The following is a 26,561-nucleotide window of genomic DNA, read 5'->3' as shown; positions in this document are numbered from 1 at the left end:
AACTAATAACGATAGGAGAAGATGAATCTCATGATTCGATTAGCAGCTTTATTTTTTCTCATTATGTTTGTTATTGGTACGGATACATTTTTGATTTCTCCACTCATCCCCACTCTTCAGAAATTGTTTCATATCCCGACCGAATATGCCGGTTGGATGGTCGGTGCATATGCGTTGGGATATGCCATTTTTGCTCTAATAGCCGGACCGCTTTCCGATGGATGGGATCGCAAAAAAGTAATGGTTTCCGGCATGGTTTGCTTCTCGGTTTCAACCATTTTATGCGGCTTTGCGACAGGATTTTGGACGATGTTTTTATTCCGATTTTTAGCCGGAGTCAGCGCAGCATTCACAGCGCCGCAAGTCTGGGCCTCTATTCCTGCTCTGTTCCCTGCAGCAAAGACCGCCAAAGTTTCTGGAATCGTAATGGCAGGCTTGGCTGCTTCCCAAGCGTTCGGCATACCGATTGGAGGTCTTCTTGCTGCAACCCATTGGTCTTATCCTTTTTTTACAATCGGTGCGTGCTCGTTGTTGGTGGCGATATTCATCCCCTATGCTTTGCCCGAAATGAAACCGAATCAAGACCAAAGAACCAAGCTTCCGATATTTAAAAGATACGTCCCGCTATTGACAAGCCGAATCGCGAGAAGAGCTTTTCTAGCTCATTTCTTATTTCAATGTGGATTTTTTGCTGCCTTTTCTTTCATTGGAAAATGGATGACGGACCGCTTTCATCTTTCGGTTGATCAAGTGGGGTATGTCATGTTTTTTCTTGGCCTAGGGAATTTAGTGGGAAGCTTTAGCGGTGCTTATGTGATCAAAATGTTGAATCGTTTCAATACGATGGTTGTGGGCATTCTCGTCTCTGTTGCATGTTTTATTACTTTGCCTCTCCTGCCATCGGTTGCGTCCTTCGAAGGGATATACTTTTTCATATTCGCAAACATGGGTATCGTCTTTCCACTCATAATGGGAATGCTGAATTCATTAAATCCGACAATTCGTGGTACGATCTCTAGCTTGGCCAATTCGATCATGTACGCTGCGACAACACTCGGCTCTTGGTTCGCCGGCTTGATTTATGCGACATATAACGGTTTTTCCGCCGTAGGCATATTTGCGGCTATATGCTTTGCCGGTTCGTTGTTCTCTTTTATAGCAAGTGGTATTTTGACTAATCACGCTAAAGCAAAAAACGATCATGCATCATAAATGTTCGATATTATTCTCCTGTCGGTGTGGTTCGTGAGCATGGCGAACAGCTTCGTGGTATTGACATTTCCACTTTGATTGAAAAATTGGAGAAGGGCGAATTATAAGCCCCTTTTCACGATCATTTCCGAATACCCCCAAAAAATAAAAAGGATGAAGCCCACATAACAGCCCCATCCTTTTTTCGCTGATTTCAATGAAACGATTGCCAGAAATCGCCCTCAGTATCGATGATATCCATGATTTGCGCAAACGGAATCCGGAAGGTTGGGAAGCCTGCGGCATAGGGCCCGATTTCGTACGGCGCAAAATAAAGATATAGCGCGTCTTGTTTGACATAGAATGGTTGGTCCGGTTTGATGCCCTTGTAGCTACCTGGGAAGACGTAGGAGTACTGCGGGTCGTTCTTGATCAAATTCCCGACGATCTCGCTCAGTACCTTCACATAATTGCTGTTTGGTTTGAAGAGGTCTTTGAGCTGATACATTCTTCCTTTTACCAGATCGATGTGCGCGTATGTCTGCGTCGGCATACCATGTGCAGCGCCAAAGGGGAAATTGTAACCGACCAGCAACATCTCAAGCAGCTGCTTGCGGAAAAACTCGACCGAGAAGTCTCCCGAATAGCTGTAGTCCAGCTGTTCGTTGGCGGGAATCGGCTTCACCTGCGACATGTCCTTGAGCCGATCGTTTATTTTGTTTTGCGCGTCCTTGTTGGCCATGCCCTCGACCCGCGGATAGTAGACGATGTAGTCTTTGTTCGGGTTAAACAGCTCTTCCCTGACACGGTATTGATCGGTCAGCGGGATCACCGTATTTTGCCGCCAGACGGGGTTGCCGGTGCGCGTATAGTACGAGACGCGCTGGTTGATCAGCGCTTTGACCAGATCGTTTTCTTGGGTCAGCGTGCCGCTTCCCTCCAGCATGGGGAAAAACCGGTCAATTTGCCCTCCGCGGTTGATGAAAAACGTATGACGGTCATCATTGGCGGATGCTTTGCCGTCCTGGTATTCCATCACTTCATTGTAAAGAAAATCGGTAAATATTTTGCCGTCCGTATCTGCAATAGCGAATTTGGAGCCGAGGTAAGGCCGCTGCGGATCTCTCGCCTTGCCGACAGCCACCCTGTTTTCCTTCAGCGAATGGATATCGTTGTACTCTCCCGGAATGAGGAACGTTCCTTTTTTATCAATCAAGCCGTATTGATTGTTCTCCGCAAAATCTTTCGCCGCATTGACGATGGCCCTCCCCTTCTCGAAAGGCTGCGCGGTCAAGTAACGAGGGGGGATCACGACGTTTCCGTTTTCATCCACATACCCGTACGGACCATTTTCTGTCTCCTGAAAAGCGAGGAGACCGTCTCCCGATTGCCCGACATTGGCATACGAGAATGTGTGCAGTCGTTCGCCGTTGCGGCCAATCAGAATGAATTCATTCGGCCTTGCCTGCACGACTGCACGCCCTTCATGGAAGTCAGTCCCGCTTTGGTACGTGGCGGGAATCACTTCCTTGCCTTCCCGGTCTAAATAACCGTAATGGCTCGTGCCCTGGGGATCGACTTGCGAAAACAACGCCCGGCCCTCCTGATACATGCCAATGAAGCTGTACGGCTTGTCGGTCAAAATCTCACCTTTATCATTGATCACATGGAAGCCAGCGGCGTCGACGACAGCGGCGCGGTCTTGTGAAAACCGTGTGATGGTATCATATTTCGGCACAATCACGTACTTGTTGTCTTTATCAATCAACCCGTTTTTATCCAGGAGCGTGACGATCGCCAGGCCATTTTCCTGAAAATCGTCGGCGTAATCATAGCGCGGATCGATAACCAGCTGTCCTTTATCATTGATATAACCCCATTTCGTCCCCCGATCGGTTTTGACCGACGCCGGAAACAGGTTCACCGTTTGCCTGACCAATTCAATGCGCACCTGCTGAAGCAATTCCAGCCAAGATTCACGCGATGGACCGGCTTCTTTTAATCGCCATCCGGATTCAATCGATTTTACCGCTTGCTGCGGCATATTCGCCTTGAGTTGGGCTTCGGCGAGATAATACCAGTAATAAGGAGCACCACCACGGTGAAAATCATGAGGGTACCGGTGGCTGCCGATTAGATTGGCGACCAATTGCCAGCCTGACTCATCTACCTTCAGTCCCATAATGTACGTGTTGCCTTCCAAGTGGTATGTACCCACTATCTCCTGCATCCCATCGCCGTCCACATCTTCCAGACGGACGCATACGCGACGAGCCCAGTCGTCCTCCCGGCATATTTCTGCTGTCGGCGGCAGATGCTTGCGAACCACCTCAAGCAATTTCTGTTCATCCCACATCTGCAAAACACTCCAAACCGTTTTTTTCACAGCATATGTTCGTGCCTGCAAAAGGTGCCCAGCTGCTGGCGTCGATTGGCCCTCACCACCTTCGGTAACGCCCAAAACCACGCTTCCGCCAGTCCGCTACGCCATTCCCGTGAGCCGTAAAACCAGGTTGCCGCGTATTGAATGAACGACGGGTTCGACGAATCCGGAATTTTGCTGCTCGGGCCAAACGGCTGTCGCGCTTCTACACTCGTTATTTTTTAGTTAGAGTCTGGAAAAATGCAGATTTTCCAGGCGAGAATTGCTACACTGAAGAAAGGCTCGTCATCCAAAATCAGGATGTGCACGTCAATTTTTCCAAAGGGAGTTGATGGGGAATGAGATCATACACGACCGCCCGTTTCCACATAAAGCTTGGAGAACAACAAAAAACAGGAGGAAGCGTGTAACCAGGCTTCTTCCTGCAAACCAGGAGGAACGACATTGGATAAAAAAACGGCATTGCTAGTCATTGATACGCAAATCGGAATCATCGACGGCCCGAAAGCGGGCCCGGTCCATAAAGCAGCGGCGCTTGTCTCCACCATCCGTTCCCTGATCGAACAGGCGCGGACGCGCTCCGTCCCTGTCCTCTATGTCCAAGACGTGGATGTCGCTCCCCTAGACGCGCTCGAATTCCAGATTCACCCTGAGCTCGCGCCGCTTGCGGGTGAGGTCGTCGTGGTGAAAAAAGCGACCGATGCGTTTGTTCACACCAACCTCCACGATGTGCTGCAGACGATGGAGATCAACCATCTGGTGATCGTCGGCTGCAAAACGGAATATTGCATCGATTCGGCCGTTCGGCGGGCCACAACACTCGGGTATGACGTGACACTCGTGCGCGACGGGCATTCGACCACAGACAGCGAAGCGCTTCAAGCCGAACAAATCGTGGCTCATCATAACGCATGCCTGCATGGCCTGTATAACATCGACAATTTCGTGATCGTCCGCGATTCCGGCGAAACCGTGTTCGAGCCTATCCACGACACGTACCGGTAAAGCGCCGTCCAAAAGAAAACAGCCACCCGTTATGCATTCGGGTGGCTGTTTGTTGTTTATGCTGCTTTGCGGCTATTGGTTTGATAGCTTTGCAGATACACTTTTCCTTTTGCGCTGTCATACTTGCCTTCCCACTTGGAGATGACCACTGTAGCCAGCGCGTTGCCGATAACATTCACGACGGTGCGCGCCATGTCGAGAATACGGTCGATACCCGCGATGAATGCAAGGCCTTCGAGCGGAATACCGACAGAACCCAACGTCGCCAGCAAGACTACGAACGAAACGCCTGGTACGCCCGCAATCCCTTTGGAGGTAACCATCAGCACCAGCATCAGTGTGATCTGGCTGCCGATCGACAGGTGAACGCCGTACATCTGCGCGATGAAAATCGCAGCTAGCGCTTGGTACAGTGTCGATCCGTCCAGGTTAAATGAATACCCGGTCGGCACAACAAAAGATGTGATTGCCTTTGGACAGCCGAACTTCTCCATCTTTTCGATGATTTTCGGCAAAACGGTCTCCGAGCTCGCTGTGGAGTATGCCAGCAAAATCTCGTCCTTGAGGATGCGGATGATCGCGAAAATGCTTGTCCCCACCATTTTTGCAATACCGCCCATAACGAGAACGATGAACACGAACATCGTGCCATACACCAGCAAAACCAGCTTTCCTAATGGAACCAAAGAGCTCAAACCGAATTTGGAAACGGTTACGCCAATCAAGGCAAAAACACCGAATGGCGCGAATTTCATGATTTGGTTCGTTACCCAGAACATCGTCTCGGCAACCCCTTCAAAGAAGGCCAGAACCGGTTTCCCCCGCTCCCCGATCGCCGCTACGCCGAGGCCGAACAGGACGGAGAAGAAAATGACCGCCAGCATGTCGCCTTTGACTAACGATTCAAAAATGTTTTTCGGTACGATGTTAACGAATGTATCAATAAAGCTGTGGTGTGTGGCAGTTTCCGCCGTTTCCACATAGGAGTGTATATCCGTTTTCGCCAGGTGGCTCATGTCGACGCCGACACCCGGCTGAAAAATATTCGATGCTAGCAATCCCACAACAATCGCAATGGTCGTGACAATTTCAAAATACAGAATCGTTTTCCCGCCGATTTTCCCGAGCTGCTTCATGTCTCCGACGCTGGCAACCCCAATGACCAGTGAAGCGACGACGATCGGAACCACGATCATTTTGATCAAACGAATAAAAATATCGCCGATTGGCTGTAAATACTGTTCAACAGATGGATTTCCAAAAAAGAGTGCACCAACAAGAATACCAAGTGCCAGACCGATCAAAATCTGGACGGCTAATCCGTATTTTTTCATAAGGTCCCCTTTCTTTGCTTTTGCGCAAGTATGGTGATATTGTCTAAATGTAAGCGGATACCTATAAAAAACTACATAAATCTATATTTCGTTAAAGAATAATCTGCAAATTCCAAGATTTTTCTACGATTTCTTCGAAAAGAGTGTATGCAATGAGAGAAACCTTCTACATGTTTTTGCTAATGCTGGTCGTCGTCCCGCTAGCTGGCGAGTGGAAATTTTACCCGTTTACCAATGATTTTCGGGTCAGCTTCGGCACAACCGCATTCTTTTTCTTTTTGCTGTGGCTGCCCCGCATCCCGGCTTATTTGTCCGGACTGGCCGTCGGGATTGCGGTAGTGCTCTTCCGGTTTGGATTGGACTGGTTTTATGCTGCCGAAGGCTTTTCCGCGTCCAGCTCGTTGCTCTCTTTAGTCCCCGTCTTCTTTTTCTACCTATCGTTCGGCTGCTTCTATTCGCTGTTTCGCATCAACCGCTTCCATCATCGCCCGTTGCTGGTGGGTCTCTTGGGAACGGGCGTGGAGATTTTGGGCAACATCATCGAGCTGCTATTGCGCGAGCCAGCGAGCGACATCTTCACCATCGCAACGCTCGGTAAAATCACGGCGTTTGCCATCCTGCGCAGCTTCTTCGTGCTCAGCTTTTTCGCCTTGATTGAGCTGAGGCAATCACAGCGGTTGGAGGCCCAGCAGCGCAAGCGCCACGCCCACATCCTGATGCTCGTGTCAGATTTGTACGAGGAATCCATTTTGCTGAAAAAAAATCTGCGCCACTCGGAAGAAATCACGAGAAATTGCTATGATTTTTATCGTAAACTAAAGGAGCATCCGCTGGGCCAGTCCGAGGCGTTCGCGCAGACTGCGCTCCATATCGCCGGTCAGGTGCATGAAATCAAAAAGGACAACCAGCGGATTTATGCCGGTCTGTCCAAAATGATCTCCAATGAAAATGCGACGGACGAAATGCCGCTTGCCGAGCTTGGGCGCATCGCCGTGCGAGCCAACCTCAAATACGCCCGCCTGGTGGGCAAGGAGATTGAGATTGACTGGCGCTGCGATTTGCCCGAGACGCCTTTTCCGATTTATACGACGCTCTCCTTGCTGAACAATCTGGTGACGAATGCCATCGAGGCCATTCCCGAAAGCGGCCGCATCGCCATTGTAATCCGTCAGGAAGGCAGCTGGGTGATTTTGCAAGTCACTGACAACGGCCCGGGAATCAAGGCAAAAGATCCGCAGGTGCTGTTCACGCCCGGCTTCACAACCAAATTCGACTTGACCGGCCAGCCGTCCACCGGGATTGGGCTTACGTATGTGAAAGAAGTTGTGGACAGCCTGAATGGGCATGTGACAGTCGACTCCGTTCCCGGCGAGACGACCTTTACGGTCAAGCTACCGATGCAGCAAATCATCTGCAAACCTACGTAGCAGCCTGCAAGGATCGGCGATTTAACGAAGAAAAGGGGGTGATTCCCATGCGTTTTTTTATTACGGATGACGATCCTGCTGTCCGTACAATGCTCACCCATATTATCGAAGATACTGACCTCGGGACGATTGCGGGAGAAGCGGAGGACGGTTCCTTTGTGAATGAATCTCTGCTTGCGCTCAAGCAGGTGGACATTTTGCTGATCGATCTCTTGATGCCGATTCAGGATGGCATCGAAACCATCCGCCAGATCGCCCCGTTTTTCGCGGGAAAAATTATTATGATCTCGCAAATCGAATCGAAAGAGATGATTGCCGAAGCTTACTCGCTCGGGATTGAATATTACATCACCAAGCCGATCAACCGCCTGGAGGTGATCACCGTAATCCAAAAGGTGAGCGAGCGAATTCGTCTGCAGCGGTCTGTGGAGGACATTCAACGGTCGCTTAGCGCGTTGAATTTGGGCAAATCGCTTGAGACCAAACCGGCTATCCCCGCAGAAAAATCCATTCGCACGGCAGGCAAGCATGTTTTAAGCGAGCTTGGCATGATCGGCGAAAGCGGCAGCAAAGACTTACTCGACATGCTCGAATACATCGCGAGCCCCGAAGCAGCTGCCATTTATGAAAAGCAGTTTCCGGCACTGAAAGAACTGTATCAGTGCGTGGCAGTCAAAAAATTGGGGGAAGACGCGACGAGCGCAGCCTTGCAAAAGGAAGTAAAGGCATCGGAGCAGCGAATCCGACGGGCCATCTCGCAGGCGCTCTCCCACTTGGCTTCTCTCGGATTGACCGACTACGCCAATCCGATTTTTGAAAACTATGCGTCCAAATTCTTTGATTTCACCGAGGTGCGCAAAAAAATGCTGGAGCTGGAAAACCAGACGGACACCTCCTCTTCTACAGCCAAAATCAACCCGAAAAAGTTCGTTTACGTCTTATATCTGGAAGCAAAGCGGCTGCTAAATCAGCTGTAGACCAAAGAAAAAAAGAGCGCCCCGCGCCATCATTGGCGTAAAGGTGCTCTTTTTGCTCGTAACGGGTGTGTTACTTGTAAGGCTATGCCCGATCTTGCCCGTCCCCCAACCAGACCGATTCGGCCGGGAACAGGCCTTCGTATTTGACTAACGTATACGGCTCCACCAACATGTCCATCACCACTGACCGCCATTTGGCAAAATGCGCGGTCTCCCGATGCTTCTGCTGATCTTCCGCCGTTCGATATACCTCGACCAAAACGAAGCGGGACGGATCGTCCTGCTGCCGCAAGGCATCAAAGCGGGCGACTCCCGGCTCCTGGATGCTGTTGCGCGCGTTTTCCAGTGTCGCCTCTCTGAATGCCTCGATGTGCTCTTCCTTCACATGAAAATAGACATGGACCATAAGCATTACGGTTTCCCCCTCGTCGATCAGGTGCAGTGCGTGCGTAAAGAAAAAGCGGGCGGCGGATTTGCTCCATCGCTCGCTTATCTTTTTGGCTGTTTAGAAGCGCTCGTTGATGACTTGCTGTGCGAGCGGAAGGCGCTCGGTTGGGCGAGCTGCTTTCGCGGCTTTTCCGATCGGCAGCATCAATGTTGGTACATAACGTTCCGGAATGTTGAATTCTTGGATCAGTGCAGCTGGATTGTATCCGCCCATCGGTACGGAATCGTAGCCTTTCGCTTTTGCCGCGAGCATCAATTGCATGGCAGCGTAAGAAGCATTGCGGATCGCTTCATCGCGGGCAAGCTGCGGGTTGTTGGCATACGCGCCTTCGATTTGCTTAACCATCATGTCGCGGATTTCCGGCGTTGCGCTTGCGTAGACTTCAGGCGCAACCAGGTTCGCTTGCAAATCGCCCAGCACGATCACGACAGCAGACGCGTCAACGACTTGCTGTTGGTTGTATGCGATCGGCAGCAGCTTTTGCTTGTTTGCTTCGTCTTGAATGACGAGGAAACGCCAATGCTGCAGGTTCCAAGAGGATGGGGCGCTGGCAGCGAGGGACAGGATTTCTTGCAGGTCGGCTTCCGGAATTTTTACCCCCGACTCGTATTGGCGAACGGAATGACGTTCCTTGATTACTTCAATCGCAGTCTGGTTTTGGCTGGTTTGTGTCATGGCAAATCCACTCCTTTTTATCTCGTGAGCCTATTATACCCGACTCACTTACAATTGTTAAGTGCCTTTCTAATGTTCCTTTCATCAAATTCGCACATTACAGCACACGCAACTTCTGCTCCGCAATAATCGAATACAAATCGGATTGAACCAACTCAACGTCTGCAATGACCAGTTGCAGCCCGGTTGCATCCTTGGGTAGCTGCTCAACAATCTGCAAGGAAAACGTATTGGTTCCGGCAGCGAATGTATCGGGCAACGAAGCATCGGTGAAGGTGTAGATCCGCTTTTTGTCATCCATAAGCAAAAAACGTCTGTTCCTGCTTTCCTTTCCTTCTCGCTGACTTGTTACCGTCAGTGTCAGCTCTCGCTTGTCCGCCGTCACCAGCAGTTTTGTCGGCGCATAGATTCGGCCGTCGATAGTAACGGAGCCTTGCAGCTGCCGATCTTCTTCCTCCATCATGACCGGGGCATTCAGCACCTCTGCAGCGGGCGGTGTTTTCTCTAAAACAAAGTTTGCATTATCGAGGTGAATTTCATCCGGGATTGTTCCTTCCGGGATCATCTCCGCTTTTTTTACCGTACACGCATAGCGATAAACGCTCTCGTTGTACACTTCTCTGGCCCCTTCCTCCCACAAGAAATCGCTCAGCGTCACTGCTTTGCCTCCAAGCATCACCCGCGGTGCAAGCCGTTTTGACACGGGAGAGTAACTCTTTCCAATGATATCTTTGCTGTGAAACACGAGATAAAACTTTCCGTTTTGCCAGCCATAGCCTTCCAACGTCACATCCAGATCAAACGGCCGGTTTGGGAAGCTGTATTTCACCGCATGTGTTTCGTTAACCGGATAATAGCTGCTGCTCCCGCTTTTTTCGTCGCCAGATGGCCCTCCGGAACATGCAGACAGCAACAAGCAAATGCCGAGGAGCATAGCGGCAACTTTGGAAACACGATGATTCATCCAATCATTCCTTTATTAATAATTTTATCAATCAATCATATATTTTTTATTAGTTTCAATGAAAATGATCCGTACTCCTGCTACGAAGTTCCTGGGTGGAACCTCCCAATTTCGTTACATGCTCCCAATTCTGCAACTCCTAATGTTATTCTAATAATTGCTCGATACAATTACTTCACGCCTCATCACTATAAAAATAAATGGAGAATAGCGATGATTACCGATTCCAAGATTCTCAAAGCGATTTTCTTCATTCAGCTGGTTTCCTCATTCTTAGTGGTGGTCGGTCACTTTACAGCTGATGTGCTTGACTTTACCAGTCCGTTTTGGGTCCTTGCGCTGAATCAACTAAGCCGGTATGGCACCGTGCTGTTGACGATCGTGAGCGGCTATCTCACGGCTTTTTCATTCGAGAAGAAAAACCCGACCTGGCGCCAGTTTTTCACGGGCAAGCTGATTTACATCTACATCCCGTTTCTGCTCTCAGGCGTGTTGTATCACTATCTGCTACACAATGGCATGCCGCATACCCGTGAGGATTTCATCAACATCCTGCTCGGGAAAACCGGGGCCCATCTGTATTTCATTTTCATGATTTGCCAGTATTACGTGTTTGCGTACGTGTTCCGCAATTGGATCACCAAGAAAAACATTCCTTATCTCATTTGGGTGTTCATGATTGTCCAGTACGTATACATCAATTACTTGCACCAAGGCTGGCTGGGCTTGACGACGCGGCACATGCTGCCGTCGTGGATCTTCACGTTCTACCTGGGGCATATGATTTACTGGTACCGCGAATCGATCCTCCCCTTGCTTCGCAAAAAACAGGCCGTTTTGATCCTGTTCACGGGTATTTCCACATCGAGCGCCGCCTATTTCGTGATGTCGAGCAAGCTGTTCGTTGCGGTCCATCTCGTTTTCGTCTTTGCCTGTGTGGTGACGTTTTTGGTCATGATGGTATTTTTGCTGGAGCTGGTCGATGTGATCAAGATCCGATTCCACAAGGGGCTCACCTATTACATTTACTTGTTTCACTCCGCCTGTCTCATTTTGCTGAATGAATGGGTGAAGGGGCAGTATGGCGATCTGGCGTGGCTGTTTACGAACAAATGGTACTCGCTGCTTTACCTTGCTGTTGTTTATTTCTGCACCGGGCTGTTTTCCATTCTGGTCGCCCGTCTGTTTCAAAACATTGAGGCGTTTGTCAAAAATCGGGCCAAGCTTCAGCAGGATGCAGCTTAGCAAAGCGAAAAGAGGGACAGAAGAGCAACTGAATGTTTGCTCCTCTGTCCCTTTTCTTTTTATTCGCCATTATTGAGATCAGCTTTTGACCAAATATTCACTCCGTGATGTAAAGAGATGGTACCCTGCCGCGAGGAACGCTTGTGCCATCGGAACGTTATCGATATCCGTATCCGTTCGGATGACCACGGCACCACTGTCGAGCAAAATCCGCGTGCCATGATATAGCAGCGCATGGACATACCCTTTCCCCCGCTGTTCCGGCACCACGCCGATGTAGCCGATCGTGGCGAACCCAGGGGTCTGTGTCGGCATGATCAGCCCGACCAGCTCGCCACCGGGCGTATAGGCAAGCTGCCACCAGTTTGGCTCATAGGTCATGTGCTGCAGCTCGGTAAAAAACGAATTGGCTTGTTCAAGAGCGCCTAACCGCTCGCGCTCCTCGCGAATGTATTGGTCAAACGTCCCCTCCGATACCCGCATGACTGCCTGGACGAATGCATCCTGGCCCACGTCCGCAAGCGAACGGTACTGCAGCTCGCCAGCCCTTTGCGCGGCTGTACTCCCGGAAGCGGGTTCACCCACCTGCACAGCGGAGTTCCATTCGAACCGGTTGGTTTTGCGCTCGACCTGAAAACCGAGATGACTAAGCAACGCCTGTCGCCGTTCAGGATGATGCTGCCATTGGGGCGACACAGCCGGCGTATCCAACACATGACCGACCTGCTCCCCTCCTAGGCTGCGGACAAGCGCCACTACCTCATGCACCAATGCGGAGCCGATCGCCAAATAATCCTCCCGCTCCCACGGTAAGTCGAGCAGAACGAAATCAAGCGGCTTTCCGACCGATGGCAACGTCCAGCTCGCAATACGTCCGATGAGCTGGCCCGCTTCCTCCGCGACAAAACACCAATCAATGCGCATCGATCCTGCCGCCAGCATCTGCTCCAGATAGCGCTGACAGCCTGCCACATGCTCAGGTGCACACCCGATTGCGGCAAACTTTTCCCATTCCTCTTGTTTGATAGGGCGAACAATGAATGATGTCATGACTTTCCTTCTTTCCTAGTGGAATATGATTCGCTATGAATCGGATGAACATCATTATCACTCCCTTTTTCATGGATTTCGTAACTTACAAAATAAATTACAATAGTTACATGCATGATACCATATTTTGTATGGTTAACGAAGCTCTATTTTACAACAGCTTGCGAAATTTTCCCTGACCGTTCTCCCTTTTCCTTACAAAACCGTAAGGCAACTGTAAGGAAAACCACTGGAACAAATCCCCATAATTACTGTATATTTTACAAAGCAACTATTTGGAAAAGGAGACAAATTTCGTGCCTGCTACTGCGCTGTATACCACACTCGAATCTTGGGCAGCCCGCGGGTTGTCCGTCGTTTTGTTTGACGGCGATTGCCTGTTCTGCAATCGCTGGGTCCGTCTGATCATGGAGCGCGACAAGGAAGGCCGGTTCCGCTTCGCGCCGCTTCAGTCGCCGCTCGGCCAATCCGTTATCCAGCATTTTTTCCTGCCCGGACAAGCGCCGGACTCCGTTCTTCTGGTTGAGTCCAGTTATTGCTACAGCCAGTCGGATGCCGTGCTGAAAATTTGCCGGAGACTGGGCGGCTCATGGCGGGCGCTCAGCTTCCTCTGGATCGTCCCGCGATCCATCCGGGATGTTGGTTATCGATGGTTTGAACACAGAAGACATGCTTTCGCGGGAAAAAAGGCTGCGGACGAATGCCCGCTGCTGCCTGAAGAGCTGCGCAGCCGTTTTTTGTATGACAAGGAGGAATAGCATATGAGTGCAATCGCGCTGTGGAAGCGCATCACTATGACCTCGTTTCGCCTGTTCATCGCAGTCAACTACTTGATTTATGGTGGGGTCAAAATTTTTCCCGGGCAGTTTTCCTCCGGGCCATTCGTCTTCGATTCCAGCAAAGATTCGGCGATGAGTCTGGCCTGGCATTTTTTCGGCTATTCACCGCTGTACAACCTGTTTATCGCCTGCGGTGAACTCGCTGTGGCGATCCTGCTCGTCATCCCCCGCACAGCAACGTTGGGAGCGGCCTGCTGCCTGCCCATTGCGCTCAATATCATGGTGATTGACTACGCCTTTGGCATTCCAGCGCTCGACATCGCCGCTGTGCTTGCTGGCATGTGCATGTGGCTTTTGTTTGCGGAGCGGGCCAAGCTGTTCGGTGCTTTTTTCGCCAGCGATCAGCCCATTCCTGTGCAAGCGAAAAGGAGGACATTGGCATGACGTTGGGGCAATGGGCATTGCTGCTACTGATCTATGGCTGCTGTACCGTTTATTATGTACGCCGGGAACGGCAAAGGAGACGATAAAAGCAGCTGCCGGTAATCGGACAGCTGCTCTTTTTTGCGTGCTGAAGCCTTATCGTTTTGTCTCCCGCTCCAATTCGTCGGCGATCCGAATCAGCCGCCTCGCACCGTCGCGCAGGAGCTGTTCGTTGATGTACGAGTAGCTTAGGCGTATCCAGGAATCCGCGCGTTTCGCCGGGTCACAGATGGAGCCGGGGACGAACGAGACGGACTGCTCAATGCTTTTCGCCAAAAGCGCATCCAGCGAGAGCGTATCCGGAAGCTCGACCCAGAGGTTGAGACCGCCGGCGGGGCTGTGCCACTTCCAATCCGTCTTGGCCAGCTCCTCCTCCAGTATATTTTTACGTATGTGGAGCGCAATGCGCAGCTTTTCAATGTGCTGCTGCAGCCGCTTCGACGTGAAATAATAGTGGAAGACCTTCTGGTTCAATAGCGGGGTGCCGTTGTCCGCCAACGATTTGACCGCGAACAGGTGGTTCATCAGCACAGGGCGGCAGCAAATGGCAGCGATCCGCAAACCGGGTGCGATGTATTTACTGAAGCTGCGGATATAGATGACATAGCCCTCCGTCCCATAGGTAAACAAGGGCGCGGGCGGCTCCTGCTGAAAATACATGTCATGAAACGGGTCATCCTCGACCAGGAAGCAACGATTCTCCTCCGCCATCTCCACAAGCCTTTTGCGCTGCGCGGCGGGGACGGTATATCCCGTCGGGTTGTGAAACGTCGGGTTCAGGTAAAACAGGCGCGGCTTGAACTGCTTCATTACTTGTTCCAGCTGATCCAAGTCATAGCCATGCGGATGGATATCGATCGGGATAATCTGCGCGCCTTGCTGTCGGAAAATATCGATTGCTGCACTATAGGTCGGGCGTTCGATCAATACGGTATCGAGCGGCTGCACCAGCATGTGCGCCACCAGTGAAATTGCCTGTTGGGAGCCCGACGTGATCATAATGTCTTCAGGCGGCAGATGGAAACGGTGCCGATCCGTAAAGTAACAGGACAATGTCTCGAGCAGCTCCTCATCCCCCTGCACCGTCGAATAGGAGCTAAGCACCTTCGGATACAGGTCGAAAATCTCCTTTACATATTCGGAAAAATAGCGGTTCGGCAGCAGATTGGGATCGATCAGGGCGTAGGAAAACTGGTAGGTGGCGGGCACCCGATGAATTTCGGACAGATGGCTTTTTTGAATATAGGACGACACGATCGGCGAATCGATGTCGCGAAACGGCAACCGGTTGCCGGGGTGTACGTAATAGCCCGATTTATCCTTTACATACACGAGCCGCGCGTCCTTTAGCAGCTGATACGCCTTGAAGACAGTCAACCGGTGAACCTCCAGCTCGGCGGCAAGCTCGCGCACGGACGGGAGCTTCTCGTCATCCTTCCATTCACCCCGCTGGATACGCGTGCAGATGTATTCATAAACTTGCTCAAACAGCGGCTTGCTGCCCGCGCCGGATAAGAAAACCTTAGTCATCACAGACTCCCCCTCCCCCCTTATCATACCTCATCTCCGCTCAATCTGTTCTGTCATCAACGATCTGTTCTGTCCCCGCCTTCTTATAATCGATACCAAGGAGGCGTTACCATGGTCATTTTGAATTACCTCATTATGTGCTTAATTTTCGGAACCACGTTTTTGGCGATCAAAGTCGGGATCGATGCGGGAGCCCCGCCGTTCTTTTCAGCGGGACTGCGCTTTTTTCTGGCAGGCGTACTGCTGTTAGCGTGGATGATCATGAAAAAGAAAGCGCGGCTTTCGCTGCTTTTGCAAAAGGAAATGCTGTTGACGGGAATCGGCCTCACATTCGGCACGTTCGCGACTCTCTACTGGGCTGAACAGCATGTATCATCGGGAACTGCTGCAATCTTGTCCGCTACGGGGCCGATGATGATTTTGCTTTTGCAGGCAACCGCCCTGCGCGAACGCGTCGCCCGCAATGCCGTCGTCGGCTGCCTGATCGGCCTTTGCGGGGTGACTCTCATCGTGCTCCCGCAAGTGTCCATGAAAGCGAGCATGCTGTGGCTGTTCGGATGCCTGGCGATTTTGCTCGGCGAATTGTTTTACTCATCGGGTGCTCTGTATTCCAAGCGGGTCATCCGCCGCTTCTCCGATACATCGCCAATTGCCCTCAACGCGGCCCAAATGATGTATGGCGGCGCTCTGCTGCTTCTTCTCTCCCTGTTCACCGAACCGCTTCATGTGCAGACGCTGCAAGCGATGTTCACCGGGAAGGCGCTCGCATCGCTCTTGTATCTGGTCGTGTTCGGCTCCATGGTCGCCCACACCATCTTTTATTGGCTGGTTGCCAAAACCAATCCGGTTTTCCCCTCCACCTGGTTGTATATCTCCCCGATCATCGCGATGGTGCTGGGGATGATCCTCTATCATGAAACCGTGACATGGTTCATGGCAACGGGTGCTGTCATCACGATTATCGGCATCGTGTTCGTCAATCTGGAAGGGCTGCGGCAGACGTTCCAGAAGCCGTTGAAGGCAAGAGATCTGCAAAACTAGCTTCACTGCGGCAAAAGCCGCTCGCACTGGCACATTTGCCTCGTCGCGAGCGGCTTTATTTACTTTCGATCGAGCGAGGCGGCCGGTGACTCATCATCGAGCCCGTTTGCCACTGCGATCAGCTCGGCGCAGAGCGTATCGCTTGCAGCACCGTCGCCTAGTGCATTTAGATAAACTTGGAGGTCAGCCGGTGTTTGCTGGCCGTTTTTGATTTTGTGCAAGATGATCAATGTTTTGGTCGCATACACGTCATACGCATCAGCTGAGGCTCCACTCCGGATCAAGCCGAGTGGATCATGTGCGCAAAGCATGCTCCTCACCCGCAGCGCATCCTGCCTGAACTTGATTTTGCAAGCCTGGCTCATACACACCGTCCTCTCTTTCGTTGTGCTTTTATCTTAGCACAGCTTTGCGCTCGACAGCGGTAACGAAAAAAACCAGCCCCCACGTTGAGGCCGGTTTGATCTTCGGTCGGCGTGCTTTCGCCAGCAACTGTCAAGGTTACGCGTCTGCTCCCGCTACCCCCGGCAGTCCAAACGCCTCTGCAAGCAGCCGGTACGAGCGGAGCTTGGCAGCGAAATCGTGCGTGATCGTGACAATCATGAACTCATCCGCTTCATACTCCTCGCTCATCTGCACAATCCGCTGCTTCACCTGCTCCTTGGTGCCGATGATCATCCGCTTGCGGTTTTCCCGTGCACGCAGTTTGTCATGCTCCGTATACGGATAGGCCATCGCTTCCTCCACAGTCGGCACACCTCCACGACGGCCCATGCCTTTTTCACGCAGCAGGATGCTTAGATCGAGACTCGATGCGAGACGGTTCGCCTCCTCCTCCGTTTCCGCGCAAAAAGCGAAAACAGCGACCATCGTGCGTGGGACGGCTCCGAGCACGGACGGACGGAAGCTGCGCCGATACGTGCGCATCACATCTGTCCCACCGAACCCGTTGATGAAGTGGGCAAAAGCAAAAGCCGCTCCCCGCTGTGCCGCCAGCCCGCCGCTTTCATCGCTTGAACCCAGCAGCCATAATTCCGGTGCCGTCTCGATCAATGGCATTGCGCGCAATCCAGAATACGGATGGTCTTCGCCGATGGAATCATGCAAATAATCGATAAGGTCATCCAGCTGGTCCGGGTACTGGTCGATGCCGCCATGTACCTTGCCCTCCTGCAAAGCCCGCGTCGACAAGGGCATCCCGCCCGGCGCACGCCCCAAGCCGAGATCGATTCGGTTGGGGTACAGCGCTTCGAGCAAACGAAAGTTTTCCGCCACCTTGTAGGCGCTGTAATGCGGCAGCATCACGCCGCCGGAGCCGACGCGAATGCGGCTTGTTTTGGCGGCCAAATGGGAGATGAGCACCTCGGGGCTTGTGCCGGCCAGATGTGCGGCGTGATGGTGCTCCGATACCCAGAATCGATGGTAGCCCCATTTGTCCAGCTCTGCTGCGAGACGTGCCGTCTGCTGCAGCGCTTCCACGGCTGTGCTGCCTTCCGCGATCGGCGATTGATCCAATGCGCTCAGTGTGATCATGAACGTTTCGTCCCCTCCGCTCCGTTGCGACCTGCTGCAACGCTTTTATCTTCTCTTTATTATGTGCGTAAGCTGCGAGAAGACAATGGGGAGCTGCACTTCGCTGCAGTTCGGCGTAGGGGGGGCTGCTGTTACCCAATTTTCCAATAAGCCGTGTGAATCCTGGCGATTTGGTCGATCTGCTCCTTTTGATGCGGGAGCAGCTGATTGATGCGCGGCATGTTGGCCAGGCTGACCAGGAACGGATCTGGCACCCCGCTGTCTTCGCCGCGCAGCGCCTCGATCACGCGCAAGGTGCAAAATGGCACGTAAGCTGTACTGTAACCTCCTTCATGGCATGCCACCACCCTACCTTGGCAAACCCGATCTGCCAGTTGCTTCACAATCGATGCCATGCGGTGAAAACCGTCCGCCGTCACCATCATGCGTGCCAGCGGATCGTAATTGTTGGCATCCTGCCCTGCCGAAATGAGAATCAGCTCCGGCTGAAACTGCTCGGCGATCGGCACGATCAGCTTTTCAAACGCATACAGGTAGCCGGCGTCTGAAGTGCCTGCGTAGAGCGGGATGTTAAGCGTCGTCCCCATTCCCTCCCCTTCGCCGGTATGCTCCATGTACCCACGGTCATTGGGGAAGTTGTTTTCCTGATGCAGCGAGACGAACAGCGTATCGGGATCGGCATAGAACGCATCCTCGGTCCCGTTCCCGTGATGCACATCCCAGTCAAGCACCATGATTCGTTTCAAGCCATATGTTCGTCGGGCATGATGAGCAGCGATCACAACATTGTTGAAGATGCAGTAGCCTGCGCCGGAGTCGGCCTGCGCATGATGGCCGGGCGGTCTGGTCAAGGCATACGCATTGTCCACCTGCCCCTGCATTACGGCATCCACAGCGGTGATTGCCCCCCCTGCCGACAACAAGGCGATTTCATACGATCCAGGACCAAATGGCGTGAAGCCTCCCGCATCACCACCGCCGCTGTCACTTAGCCGCTTGATCCGCTCGACATAAGCAGGCGTATGGAACGACTCGACTTCCTCAAGGGTGGCAGAGCGCGGCTCCATTACCGTAAGCTTGCGGATGAACTTACTTCGCTCCAGCAAATTTTTCACCCGCCGCTTGCTATCCGGGCTTTCTGCTGTTCCATCCGGCTGTAAAAATTCACCCGGAGGTAAAAAGAGCACGCTCGAACCAGTATCGTGCCAGAAATAACGTTCGTCGTAAATGAATGCAGTTTTTTGTCCCATGCCAAAACCCCTCCTACGATTGGATCACCGGCATCACTTTGCCAGCTTGATGTCTGCTGCCGCCACTCCTGCCTCGTCTTCTTCATCCCGATAGTTCTCCAATTGCTCGAACAGCTGGTCCACATGCGCCTGCTTCGCTGTAAGCAAAGACACTCCCACGAACAAAATCAAATTGTAGAACAGCCCGACCATTCCCGCCGACCAGTCTCCGGCCCATGCCGTCAACCACGGTAGGGAGCCATGGAACAAGACCGTAACCATCCCGATCAGCGTCCCCGAGAAAGCCCCTGCGGTTGTGGCGCGGCGCCAGTACAGACCGAGGAGGATCGGCACCGCAACCTGTGCGATGCAGTCGTACACATACAGGATGAGCGCTACAAGCCGCGAGATTTCCATGGTCGACACGAGGATCGCGATCACCCCGACGACCAGCGTCAGCATACGGGAATATTTGAAAATCCTCTCCTCCGGCAGCTTGAAGAGTCCGAGGAAATTGCGCCCGATCATCACCGCGGCCGTCATCGTCGCAGCGCTGATCGTCGACATGCTGGCCGCCAGCGCAAAAATCCCCATCAACCCGACAGCGACCGGCCCGCCAAAATGATCGGCAATCCAGAACGCTCCCGCTTGCGCATCTTGCGGAAATCCGTTGACCAGCTTCGCCCCGAGGCCGAGCCACAGCAGCAAAATCGTAAACAATGCGCCGATCAGCGGCACGAACAGCACGGACTTTTTCGACTCCTTCACGCCTTTTGACATGTACAGCCGAATAAAGATACCGGGCATCATCATGCCGCCGAGCGCTCCCGTGATGATCGCCGAGCTCCAACCGCCATAGCCGACCTGCTCATTGATGACCAAAAGCTGTGGCGCCTGCTCGGCCAGCTGCGTGAACATCGCGCCGATGCCGCCATACGCTTTGTTCAGCAAATAAATCATCGTGATGCTGCCGACCACCGTGAAAAACAAGCCTTGGACCAAATCCCCGATGATCGTGGCGCGGGAGCCGCCCAGCCAGCAATAGACGATGACGAACAAGCTGATCACCGTCATGCCGAGATTGAATGGCAGCGTATTGTAAGTCGCCGCATTGAACAAGTACCCCAGCGTTTTGATTTCGACGACCAGCCACGGGCTCCAGAACACGAACGTCGTGATCGCGATGAACAATCCCAGCCATTTGCTGTTGTAACGCAAGGCGACGAGGTCTGCATTTGTCTGCAAATTGTGCAGCTTGCCCCATATCCACACCGGCCGCACCATGATGTACATCGTCACCATTGTCCCGACCGAGTAGACCGCCAAATACTGCGCGAACATCCCGATCGTCGCCGAATCGCCGAAAAAACCGGTGTACATCGAGCCGACATACCAGGAACCGATGAAGCCGAATACGCTGAGAAACCAAGGGAACGACCGCCCCCCAACCGCGAACTCCTCCATGTTTCCCTGTTTTTTGTGAAAAATTTTAATGATGATGGCATTCAATAAAATAAATCCCGCGATAATCCCAATCGCAATGGCAGCATTCATCTTACAGCTCCCCCCTCTTTTCTTCCGTTTTGTACCACACGATGAGAGCAAGCGAGATGGCCACGATCACGAGGATGATCCAAAACTGGACGAACGGCATCCCCAGCACCCATGGCTCAATCCGATTGATAAGGCGAAACACAGGCGGGAAGACCAATGTCCCCAGCATGACCCAGCAAAAAGCAAAGAAGAGCAGCGTTACGGTCCCTCTTTTCATGATTGCACCCCCTGTAAAATCATTTCACTACCCTTACATAGCAATCGACATGCCAAAAAAACGGATTGAAAATAGCGGTAATTTTCAGATAAAATGAACAAAAACAGGAATTTTATCATCGCTTCATTTCCAACCAACAAAAGACGGTGCAAGCCACACCCTCAAAATATCAAAATGATGACCGAGATCATCATGATGATTTTCATCCTCTTTTTTCTTGATTTTTTCAATGGGAGGCAGGTACATGCTCGAACACATCCGCTTGAATCATGATTGGCTACTTCACCCGTTGAAACAGCATGGCCCACTCCTCTTCAGCCATCCGCAGCTGCGCTTGATCGAGGCGGTCCTGGAACCCGATGCTGTCGATTCTCTCACCAAGCTGATCCGGGAGCAGCTCGACACCCTTACGTCCAAAGGCGTGATTGAACTGGATGCCCCTCCCCTTCGCTTCCTCCTCATCAAAGACAAGACAAAATCGCTCCTTGCCGTATCCATGCGCGATCAGGCCGCCCAGGCTCCACCTCCCCCAGAGCCGGTGCAGACGTTTGACTTTGCGGAGGAAACCCTGGCGGACAATACGCAGTTCGTCGCCAATTCACAGGCGATGATCAACATTCTCGACATCATCAAGAAAGTATCTTACGTCAACTCCACGATCCTGCTGCTCGGCGAATCAGGCGTGGGCAAAGGCGCGATCGCCAAGCTGATTCACAGCTACAGCAGCCGTGCCGATGAACGTTTCGTCTCGATCAATTGCGGCGCCATCCCCGAGGCGCTGATGGAAGCTGAGCTGTTCGGCTATGCCCACGGCAGCTTTACCGGCGGACAAAAGGGCGGCAAAGCAGGGCTGTTCGAAGCGGCAAACTGCGGTACGATTTTTCTGGATGAGATCGGGGAGCTGCCGCCCAATCTGCAGGTGAAACTGCTGCATGTCTTACAGGAGAGCCAAATCCGCCGCATCGGTTCAGCCGCCGACACGTCGATCAATGTGCGGGTCATCGCCGCGACCAATCAAAACTTGAAGGAGCTCGTCGCGCAAAAGAAATTCCGCAACGACTTGTACTATCGACTGAATGTCGTGCCGATCGAAATTCCCTCGCTCTGTGAGCGGCGGGAAGACATCGAAGGGTTGGCCCGCTATTTCTTGAAAAAGTACAACAACAAGCACCGCGCCAGCAAAACGATCCACCCCGACGTCATCCAGGCATTCCTCAACTACCACTGGCCGGGCAATGTCCGCGAGCTGGAAAACATGCTGGAACGGCTTGTGGTGACGGTTGAGCGCACAGAGATTCAGCTTGCGCACTTGCCTGCGGCATTCCAGTCTATTGCAGCCGTCCCGAGCGAGCTACAGTCGCCAGGCGATGAGCTTATCCCTTTGAAGGAAGCCATTTGGCAGCTGGAAAAAAAGCTGATCACCCAGGCCTATCTCAAGCATAAAAGCACATACAAGGCCGCGCTGGCCTTAGGCATCGACCAATCAACCGTAGCCAAGAAGCTGAAGCAATTCCGTCAAAGAAAAGGTGATTTATGATGAGTACGCTCACGCTGGCGCTTGCCCAACTGCGCGTCACACCAGGCGACAAAGAGTCCAACCTCGAGCGGGCGCTTGAGACCATCCATTCCTGCATCGACAAAGAGGTCGACTACGTGCTTTTTCCCGAGCAATTCCTGACCGGCTATTTCGTGGATAACCGCATCCGCGAGCTGGCGGAGCCTGTCGACGGGCCTAGCATCCACACGATCTCGCAAGCGGCGAAAAAAGCTGGCATTGGTGTCATTTTTGGCTTTCCCGAGCGGGAGGGCGAGCGGATCTACAATTCCGCCGCCTTTATCGAGAAAACCGGCGAATGCCTTGGCGTGTACCGCAAAACCCACCTGTTCGGCCCCGAGGTTGAGGTATTTACGCAAGGCGAAGCCTGTCCCATCTTTCCGATCGCTCAGGGCAATATCGGGTTAATGATGACGTTCGATATGGCGTTTCCGGAGGTTTCGCGTCTGTATGCCTTGCAAGGCGCCCACGTCGTCATGGTGCTCAACGCCCATATCGTCCCCTACCAGCCGTATCAAGAAATATTCCTGCGCGCCCGCGCATTGGAAAACCAGTTCTTCATCGCTGCCGTCAACAAAGTCGGACTCGAGAAAAACACCCTCTTCTTTGGCGAAAGCACGATCGTCTCCCCCGACGGTGTACATTTGTACAAGGCGGGCAATGACGAAGAAATCGGCGTGATCACGATCGATCTGGGCGATGTCAGAGCGTTCCGCGAAACCAAGCCGATGAAATACATGGAAAAGCGGCGGCAAGAATTTTATCAGCGGTTTTCGCAGTTTTGAGCCATGCGGGAAAAGCCTCTCCCTCACCTGGACTTTAGGTGAATGGAGAGGCTTTTTTGCGAACGGAGGACATTTTCACTTAATACCCTATTATTCAGTGCTGACTTATCGGAATTGTATGTTTAGAATGTGACCTAGAAAATAGTACCATCCCGTTCATTTCCTGAACAGTATCAAAAAAAGATGGCATTCGGAATGGGTCGCGGTAAGAAAAATACGGAAAAGGATGAAGAACGATGAGAACACTCAACATTTTAACAGTTTGTGGTTCCGGCACCGTCAGCTCGACCATGGTCGCACAAAAACTGAAGGAAGCGCTGGCCGCTGACGGAATCACCATCACAACAACGGAAGTAAAACCGACACAGGTACTCGGACATGTAGAGCAAGGCAGCTATGATTTCGTCGTCAATACGACACCTGTCCCTGACAACATCCCGATTCCCGTGATCAATGGCGTCGGTTTCTTAACGGGATTGGAGGAGGAAGAGTTCCTAGAAGAAGTTCACCAGCTGATTTCCCGGATTCGCGCAGCCGAAGCCAACTAAGACATTTCGCTGAGAGGAGTTTATCTCGATGTTTTTGCAAACGTTAAAGGATGTTTTTGATACGTTTGGCGTTCCCATATTCGTCCCTGTCGTCATTATCATCATTTCGCTCGTTATGAAAGTGGAAGTGAAAAAAGCGCTGTATTCCGCTCTGTACGCAGGTATCGGGCTATTTGGTTTCAATCTTTTGACAAATGCCTTCATTCCGATCATCATGCCTGTCGTACAAAACATGGTGAAAAGCACGGGTGTCAGTCTCCCCGTCTTCGACATCGGCTGGCAAGCGACCGCTATCGTGGCCTACTCCACCAAAGTGGGGATGATTTTCCTCGGCCTGGCGCTTGTCCTGCAAATCTTCCTGTTTGCCGTTCGCTGGACGAACATTTTCCAGCCGGGCGACCTGTGGAACAACTACTCGTACATGGTCTGGGGATCGATGGTGTATCTGATTACGAACAACATGTTCCTCGCAATCGCGTGCATGATCGTGCTCAACCTCTACATCCTACTCTTTTCTGAATTGTTTGCCAAAAGATGGTCCACCTATCCCGCGTGTCACGATCGTCCAGCTTCACCATGTTGGCAGCGTGCCCTTTGCCATCGGTGTCAACTGGGTGCTGAACAAGCTTGGTGCAGGCAAAATCAATCTGAGTCCGGAAGCACCGCAAAAACGGCTGGGCATCTTCGGAGAACCGATCTCTCTTGGCCTGATTCTCGGACTCTTGCTCGGTTTGCTTGGCAATCTAAAAAACTTGGGTACGCTCGCAGCTTGGGGCCAAATCGCGACCGTCGGGATTGCGACGAGCGCCATCATGGTGATCTTCCCGAAAGTGTCCAGCATTTTTGCTCAAGCGTTCTTGCCATTGACGGAAACAGCAAAGAAAAATCTGAAAAAGTCGAATAGCAAGTCGGGAGACAAAACGCGCGAATGGTATTTGGGCGTTAACGACGCAATGGGCTATGGCGAAACGGCGACGCTGACTTCCGGCATTTTGCTGATTCCGATCATGGTGATTTTGGCGCTGATTTTGCCTGGCAACCAGGCTCTGCCGCTCGTCGACCTGATCGCGCTGCCGTTTATGATCCAGGCGACAGTCGCCATCACCAACGGGAACATTTTCAAATCTGTCATCATCGGTGCGATTTGGTTCAGCCTTGTCCTGTATGCGGCCACGTACACCGCTCCGATTTTCACAGAGGTGGCAAAAGGCGTCGGCGTTACGATTCCGGCCGAAACCTTGCTGATCACTAGCTTCGGGATTTTGACGTCCCCGGTGACCGCGCTTATTTTCTTGGCGTTCCTTTCCCAGTCGTGGATTTGGATCGGACTCGTCCTGGCGATTTATGCGGTCTCCTACTTCCTGTTCAAGCGCAACAAAGAAACGATCGTCAATTATTTGGAGACGAGCGCAACAGCAGCAGATGGTACCGCGCAAGCAAGCACGCCGGATAAGCAGGTCGGGTAAAAGGAGGAAAACGGATGAGCGTACTTTTGATCGCCCCCTATCCCGAGCAGCGCCGTCGCGAATTGGAACAGCTGCTGGGCCCGGTTCACTATTACCCGTGGACTGAGCTCGGCCGCGCCCGCACTGGTACTGAACTGCTCGAACTGCTGCAGCGTATCGACGCACGCGCCGTCATTGTGGAGCTCGATGAGGTGACAGAGGAGGTCATTGCTGACCATCCTCTCGACTTCATCGGCGTGTGCCGCGCAACTCCTGTCAATGTAGCCGTACAGGCTGCATCCAAACGCGCGATCCCCGTCTTCCGCACGATCGGTCGCAACGTGCAGGCTGTCGTCGAGTTGGTCATTGGCACGATCATCACCATGCTGCGCCATGTCCGCCAATCGGAAACGTGGCTAAAGGGCGAAAACTGGATCGACCAGTTCGGACCGTATCTACAGTTTCAAGGAAGCGAGTTGCATGGCAAAAAAGTCGGTGTCATCGGCCTTGGCGCTGTTGGCAAACGCATCGCCAAGCTGCTCGAAGCCTTCTCCTGCGAGATTGTTTACTATGACCCTTATGTGGAGCAAAGCGAGGTTCCAGCGTATCAAGCTCTCCCGCTGGAAGACTTGCTTGCCAAGAGCGATATCGTCACCGTTCACCTGCCATCACTCCCCGAAACGCATGGCCTGCTGTCCCTCACGCTCCTCGCACACCTGCAGCCGCATGCGCTGTTCGTTAATACATCGCGCTCGTCTGTCGTCGACAACGACGCACTGTACGAGCTGCTCAGCAACAAGCAGATCGCGGGCGCGATTCTCGACGTGTTCGATGCTGAGCCGCCCGGTCCGCGCGAACACGCCTTGATCCAGCTCGACAACGTGCTAGCGACCCCGCACATCGCAGGCGCCTCCCACGATGTCTATCATCATCATGCAGCGATCATGAACGAGCAGATTATAGCGTGGCTCAAGCAAAGCCAGGTAGAGACAGCCGAGCCTATTTCATAAAGCATGTACATGATCAAGTCAGGAGGTTGATTCCCATTTTCCGGCCAGAATTTGTCGTCTTGCAAGCGTTGTTGAGCGGGAGCATCGCTTAATCGATAACTGAAAAAGGAAAACCAGCCCGTTCCGTGATTCATGGGCTGGTTTTTTTGGCTT

25 protein-coding genes and 1 pseudogene are annotated in these 26,561 nt (G+C 52.4%); 14 read left to right on the top strand and 12 right to left on the bottom strand.

What is annotated here, in order from left to right; genetic code table 11:
• Positions 1–30 precede the first annotated feature (30 nt).
• Entirely contained in the window at positions 31–1,212 is a 1,182-nt protein-coding gene (locus EDM56_RS29145) for an MFS transporter (protein ID WP_122921444.1), read from the top strand.
• A 193-nt stretch (positions 1,213–1,405) separates the two neighbouring features.
• Here EDM56_RS29145 and EDM56_RS29140 read toward each other — a convergent pair whose 3' ends face one another.
• Positions 1,406–3,547, bottom strand: a complete 2,142-nt coding sequence (locus EDM56_RS29140; protein ID WP_122921497.1) for a WG repeat-containing protein — start codon at positions 3,545–3,547, stop codon at positions 1,406–1,408.
• A 471-nt stretch (positions 3,548–4,018) separates the two neighbouring features.
• On the opposite strand from EDM56_RS29140, the gene EDM56_RS29135 reads away from it, so the two are divergent.
• On the top strand, positions 4,019–4,579 hold the full coding sequence (locus EDM56_RS29135) for a cysteine hydrolase family protein (RefSeq protein ID WP_122921443.1): 561 nt from the start codon (positions 4,019–4,021) through the stop codon (positions 4,577–4,579).
• Between the two features lie 56 nt (positions 4,580–4,635).
• On the opposite strand, the gene EDM56_RS29130 is transcribed toward EDM56_RS29135, so the two are convergent.
• Complete coding sequence (locus tag EDM56_RS29130; RefSeq protein ID WP_122921442.1) at positions 4,636–5,913, bottom strand: cation:dicarboxylate symporter family transporter; 1,278 nt, start codon at positions 5,911–5,913, stop codon at positions 4,636–4,638.
• A 152-nt stretch (positions 5,914–6,065) separates the two neighbouring features.
• On the opposite strand from EDM56_RS29130, the gene EDM56_RS29125 reads away from it, so the two are divergent.
• Both EDM56_RS29125 and EDM56_RS29120 read left to right on the top strand, forming a co-directional pair.
• Positions 6,066–7,340, top strand: coding sequence for a sensor histidine kinase (locus EDM56_RS29125; protein ID WP_122921441.1), 1,275 nt, complete (start codon positions 6,066–6,068; stop codon positions 7,338–7,340).
• 47 nt (positions 7,341–7,387) lie between these two features.
• A complete protein-coding gene (locus EDM56_RS29120; protein WP_122921440.1) occupies positions 7,388–8,317 on the top strand; it encodes a response regulator in 930 nt (309 codons plus the stop codon).
• A gap of 82 nt (positions 8,318–8,399) precedes the next feature.
• Here the strand turns inward: EDM56_RS29120 and EDM56_RS29115 are convergent, their stop codons facing one another.
• From EDM56_RS29115 to EDM56_RS29105, 3 genes are all read right to left on the bottom strand, one after another.
• Positions 8,400–8,729 carry a putative quinol monooxygenase gene (locus tag EDM56_RS29115; protein ID WP_122921439.1) on the bottom strand — a complete coding sequence of 110 codons (330 nt, stop codon included), beginning with the start codon at positions 8,727–8,729 and terminating at the stop codon, positions 8,400–8,402.
• 93 nt (positions 8,730–8,822) lie between these two features.
• Positions 8,823–9,440: a nitroreductase family protein gene (locus tag EDM56_RS29110; RefSeq protein ID WP_122921438.1), complete on the bottom strand. Its 618-nt coding sequence runs from the start codon at positions 9,438–9,440 to the stop codon at positions 8,823–8,825.
• A 97-nt stretch (positions 9,441–9,537) separates the two neighbouring features.
• Complete coding sequence (locus EDM56_RS29105) at positions 9,538–10,404, bottom strand: DUF4352 domain-containing protein (protein ID WP_122921437.1); 867 nt, start codon at positions 10,402–10,404, stop codon at positions 9,538–9,540.
• 213 nt (positions 10,405–10,617) lie between these two features.
• Between EDM56_RS29105 and EDM56_RS29100 the strand changes: the two genes are divergently transcribed.
• Positions 10,618–11,649 (top strand): acyltransferase family protein, encoded by a 1,032-nt coding sequence (locus EDM56_RS29100; RefSeq protein WP_122921436.1) that lies wholly within the window; start codon positions 10,618–10,620, stop codon positions 11,647–11,649.
• Between the two features lie 78 nt (positions 11,650–11,727).
• Here EDM56_RS29100 and EDM56_RS29095 read toward each other — a convergent pair whose 3' ends face one another.
• A complete protein-coding gene (locus EDM56_RS29095) occupies positions 11,728–12,699 on the bottom strand; it encodes a GNAT family N-acetyltransferase (protein ID WP_122921435.1) in 972 nt (323 codons plus the stop codon).
• Positions 12,700–12,995: 296 nt separating this feature from the next.
• On the opposite strand from EDM56_RS29095, the gene EDM56_RS29090 reads away from it, so the two are divergent.
• Together EDM56_RS29090 and EDM56_RS29085 are read left to right on the top strand one after the other, a co-directional pair.
• Positions 12,996–13,457: a thiol-disulfide oxidoreductase DCC family protein gene (locus tag EDM56_RS29090; RefSeq protein ID WP_183192641.1), complete on the top strand. Its 462-nt coding sequence runs from the start codon at positions 12,996–12,998 to the stop codon at positions 13,455–13,457.
• A gap of 3 nt (positions 13,458–13,460) precedes the next feature.
• Complete coding sequence (locus EDM56_RS29085; protein WP_122921433.1) at positions 13,461–13,922, top strand: hypothetical protein; 462 nt, start codon at positions 13,461–13,463, stop codon at positions 13,920–13,922.
• Between the two features lie 135 nt (positions 13,923–14,057).
• Here the strand turns inward: EDM56_RS29085 and EDM56_RS29080 are convergent, their stop codons facing one another.
• Positions 14,058–15,491 (bottom strand): aminotransferase-like domain-containing protein, encoded by a 1,434-nt coding sequence (locus tag EDM56_RS29080; protein ID WP_122921432.1) that lies wholly within the window; start codon positions 15,489–15,491, stop codon positions 14,058–14,060.
• Positions 15,492–15,602: 111 nt separating this feature from the next.
• Between EDM56_RS29080 and EDM56_RS29075 the strand changes: the two genes are divergently transcribed.
• Positions 15,603–16,532, top strand: coding sequence for a DMT family transporter (locus EDM56_RS29075; RefSeq protein WP_122921431.1), 930 nt, complete (start codon positions 15,603–15,605; stop codon positions 16,530–16,532).
• Between the two features lie 59 nt (positions 16,533–16,591).
• Here the strand turns inward: EDM56_RS29075 and EDM56_RS29070 are convergent, their stop codons facing one another.
• The 5 genes from EDM56_RS29070 to EDM56_RS29050 all read right to left on the bottom strand — a co-directional run bounded on the left by EDM56_RS29070 (position 16,592) and on the right by EDM56_RS29050 (position 21,065).
• Positions 16,592–16,897 carry a hypothetical protein gene (locus EDM56_RS29070; RefSeq protein ID WP_122921430.1) on the bottom strand — a complete coding sequence of 102 codons (306 nt, stop codon included), beginning with the start codon at positions 16,895–16,897 and terminating at the stop codon, positions 16,592–16,594.
• Positions 16,898–17,033: 136 nt separating this feature from the next.
• On the bottom strand, positions 17,034–18,065 hold the full coding sequence (locus tag EDM56_RS29065) for an LLM class flavin-dependent oxidoreductase (protein ID WP_122921429.1): 1,032 nt from the start codon (positions 18,063–18,065) through the stop codon (positions 17,034–17,036).
• A 131-nt stretch (positions 18,066–18,196) separates the two neighbouring features.
• Positions 18,197–19,315, bottom strand: coding sequence for a class II histone deacetylase (locus EDM56_RS29060; protein WP_122921428.1), 1,119 nt, complete (start codon positions 19,313–19,315; stop codon positions 18,197–18,199).
• A 33-nt stretch (positions 19,316–19,348) separates the two neighbouring features.
• Positions 19,349–20,848 carry a sodium:solute symporter family protein gene (locus tag EDM56_RS29055; protein WP_122921427.1) on the bottom strand — a complete coding sequence of 500 codons (1,500 nt, stop codon included), beginning with the start codon at positions 20,846–20,848 and terminating at the stop codon, positions 19,349–19,351.
• A 1-nt stretch (position 20,849) separates the two neighbouring features.
• Complete coding sequence (locus EDM56_RS29050; RefSeq protein WP_122921426.1) at positions 20,850–21,065, bottom strand: hypothetical protein; 216 nt, start codon at positions 21,063–21,065, stop codon at positions 20,850–20,852.
• A 244-nt stretch (positions 21,066–21,309) separates the two neighbouring features.
• On the opposite strand from EDM56_RS29050, the gene EDM56_RS29045 reads away from it, so the two are divergent.
• From EDM56_RS29045 to EDM56_RS29025, 6 genes and pseudogenes are all read left to right on the top strand, one after another.
• Positions 21,310–22,602, top strand: a complete 1,293-nt coding sequence (locus tag EDM56_RS29045; protein ID WP_183192640.1) for a sigma-54 interaction domain-containing protein — start codon at positions 21,310–21,312, stop codon at positions 22,600–22,602.
• The gene (locus EDM56_RS29040; protein WP_183192639.1) at positions 22,602–23,405 is read left to right on the top strand and encodes a carbon-nitrogen hydrolase family protein; all 804 of its coding nucleotides are present in this window, start codon (positions 22,602–22,604) and stop codon (positions 23,403–23,405) included. The genes EDM56_RS29045 and EDM56_RS29040 overlap by 1 nt, the downstream gene beginning before the upstream one ends.
• A gap of 236 nt (positions 23,406–23,641) precedes the next feature.
• Complete coding sequence (locus tag EDM56_RS29035) at positions 23,642–23,953, top strand: PTS sugar transporter subunit IIB (protein ID WP_122921423.1); 312 nt, start codon at positions 23,642–23,644, stop codon at positions 23,951–23,953.
• A gap of 28 nt (positions 23,954–23,981) precedes the next feature.
• Positions 23,982–24,440 (top strand): annotated as a pseudogene (locus tag EDM56_RS32150) (PTS transporter subunit IIC); the annotation flags it as partial.
• A 100-nt stretch (positions 24,441–24,540) separates the two neighbouring features.
• Entirely contained in the window at positions 24,541–25,419 is an 879-nt protein-coding gene (locus EDM56_RS29030; RefSeq protein WP_281275001.1) for a PTS transporter subunit IIC, read from the top strand.
• A 14-nt stretch (positions 25,420–25,433) separates the two neighbouring features.
• Positions 25,434–26,408 (top strand): NAD(P)-dependent oxidoreductase, encoded by a 975-nt coding sequence (locus EDM56_RS29025; protein ID WP_122921422.1) that lies wholly within the window; start codon positions 25,434–25,436, stop codon positions 26,406–26,408.
• Positions 26,409–26,561: the final 153 nt, after the last annotated feature.

Source organism: Brevibacillus fluminis, assembly GCF_003710825.1.
Lineage (GTDB): Bacteria > Bacillota > Bacilli > Brevibacillales > Brevibacillaceae > Brevibacillus_D > Brevibacillus_D fluminis.
The sequence above is the reverse complement of the archived record's forward strand: the minus strand, read 5'-3'. Positions and strand labels throughout refer to the sequence as shown.

What these genes read in the sequence shown, in the direction of transcription:
- EDM56_RS29145 (WP_122921444.1), top strand. Translation starts at nt 31, where the DNA reads ATGATTCGATTAGCAGCTTTATTTTTTCTCATTATGTTTGTTATTGGT.
- EDM56_RS29140 (WP_122921497.1), bottom strand. Translation starts at nt 3,547, where the DNA reads ATGTGGGATGAACAGAAATTGCTTGAGGTGGTTCGCAAGCATCTGCCG.
- EDM56_RS29130 (WP_122921442.1), bottom strand. Translation starts at nt 5,913, where the DNA reads ATGAAAAAATACGGATTAGCCGTCCAGATTTTGATCGGTCTGGCACTT.
- EDM56_RS29125 (WP_122921441.1), top strand. Translation starts at nt 6,066, where the DNA reads ATGAGAGAAACCTTCTACATGTTTTTGCTAATGCTGGTCGTCGTCCCG.
- EDM56_RS29120 (WP_122921440.1), top strand. Translation starts at nt 7,388, where the DNA reads ATGCGTTTTTTTATTACGGATGACGATCCTGCTGTCCGTACAATGCTC.
- EDM56_RS29115 (WP_122921439.1), bottom strand. Translation starts at nt 8,729, where the DNA reads ATGCTTATGGTCCATGTCTATTTTCATGTGAAGGAAGAGCACATCGAG.
- EDM56_RS29110 (WP_122921438.1), bottom strand. Translation starts at nt 9,440, where the DNA reads ATGACACAAACCAGCCAAAACCAGACTGCGATTGAAGTAATCAAGGAA.
- EDM56_RS29105 (WP_122921437.1), bottom strand. Translation starts at nt 10,404, where the DNA reads ATGAATCATCGTGTTTCCAAAGTTGCCGCTATGCTCCTCGGCATTTGC.
- EDM56_RS29100 (WP_122921436.1), top strand. Translation starts at nt 10,618, where the DNA reads ATGATTACCGATTCCAAGATTCTCAAAGCGATTTTCTTCATTCAGCTG.
- EDM56_RS29095 (WP_122921435.1), bottom strand. Translation starts at nt 12,699, where the DNA reads ATGACATCATTCATTGTTCGCCCTATCAAACAAGAGGAATGGGAAAAG.
- EDM56_RS29085 (WP_122921433.1), top strand. Translation starts at nt 13,461, where the DNA reads ATGAGTGCAATCGCGCTGTGGAAGCGCATCACTATGACCTCGTTTCGC.
- EDM56_RS29080 (WP_122921432.1), bottom strand. Translation starts at nt 15,491, where the DNA reads ATGACTAAGGTTTTCTTATCCGGCGCGGGCAGCAAGCCGCTGTTTGAG.
- EDM56_RS29075 (WP_122921431.1), top strand. Translation starts at nt 15,603, where the DNA reads ATGGTCATTTTGAATTACCTCATTATGTGCTTAATTTTCGGAACCACG.
- EDM56_RS29070 (WP_122921430.1), bottom strand. Translation starts at nt 16,897, where the DNA reads ATGAGCCAGGCTTGCAAAATCAAGTTCAGGCAGGATGCGCTGCGGGTG.
- EDM56_RS29065 (WP_122921429.1), bottom strand. Translation starts at nt 18,065, where the DNA reads ATGATCACACTGAGCGCATTGGATCAATCGCCGATCGCGGAAGGCAGC.
- EDM56_RS29060 (WP_122921428.1), bottom strand. Translation starts at nt 19,315, where the DNA reads ATGGGACAAAAAACTGCATTCATTTACGACGAACGTTATTTCTGGCAC.
- EDM56_RS29055 (WP_122921427.1), bottom strand. Translation starts at nt 20,848, where the DNA reads ATGAATGCTGCCATTGCGATTGGGATTATCGCGGGATTTATTTTATTG.
- EDM56_RS29050 (WP_122921426.1), bottom strand. Translation starts at nt 21,065, where the DNA reads ATGAAAAGAGGGACCGTAACGCTGCTCTTCTTTGCTTTTTGCTGGGTC.
- EDM56_RS29045 (WP_183192640.1), top strand. Translation starts at nt 21,310, where the DNA reads ATGCTCGAACACATCCGCTTGAATCATGATTGGCTACTTCACCCGTTG.
- EDM56_RS29040 (WP_183192639.1), top strand. Translation starts at nt 22,602, where the DNA reads ATGAGTACGCTCACGCTGGCGCTTGCCCAACTGCGCGTCACACCAGGC.
- EDM56_RS29035 (WP_122921423.1), top strand. Translation starts at nt 23,642, where the DNA reads ATGAGAACACTCAACATTTTAACAGTTTGTGGTTCCGGCACCGTCAGC.
- EDM56_RS29025 (WP_122921422.1), top strand. Translation starts at nt 25,434, where the DNA reads ATGAGCGTACTTTTGATCGCCCCCTATCCCGAGCAGCGCCGTCGCGAA.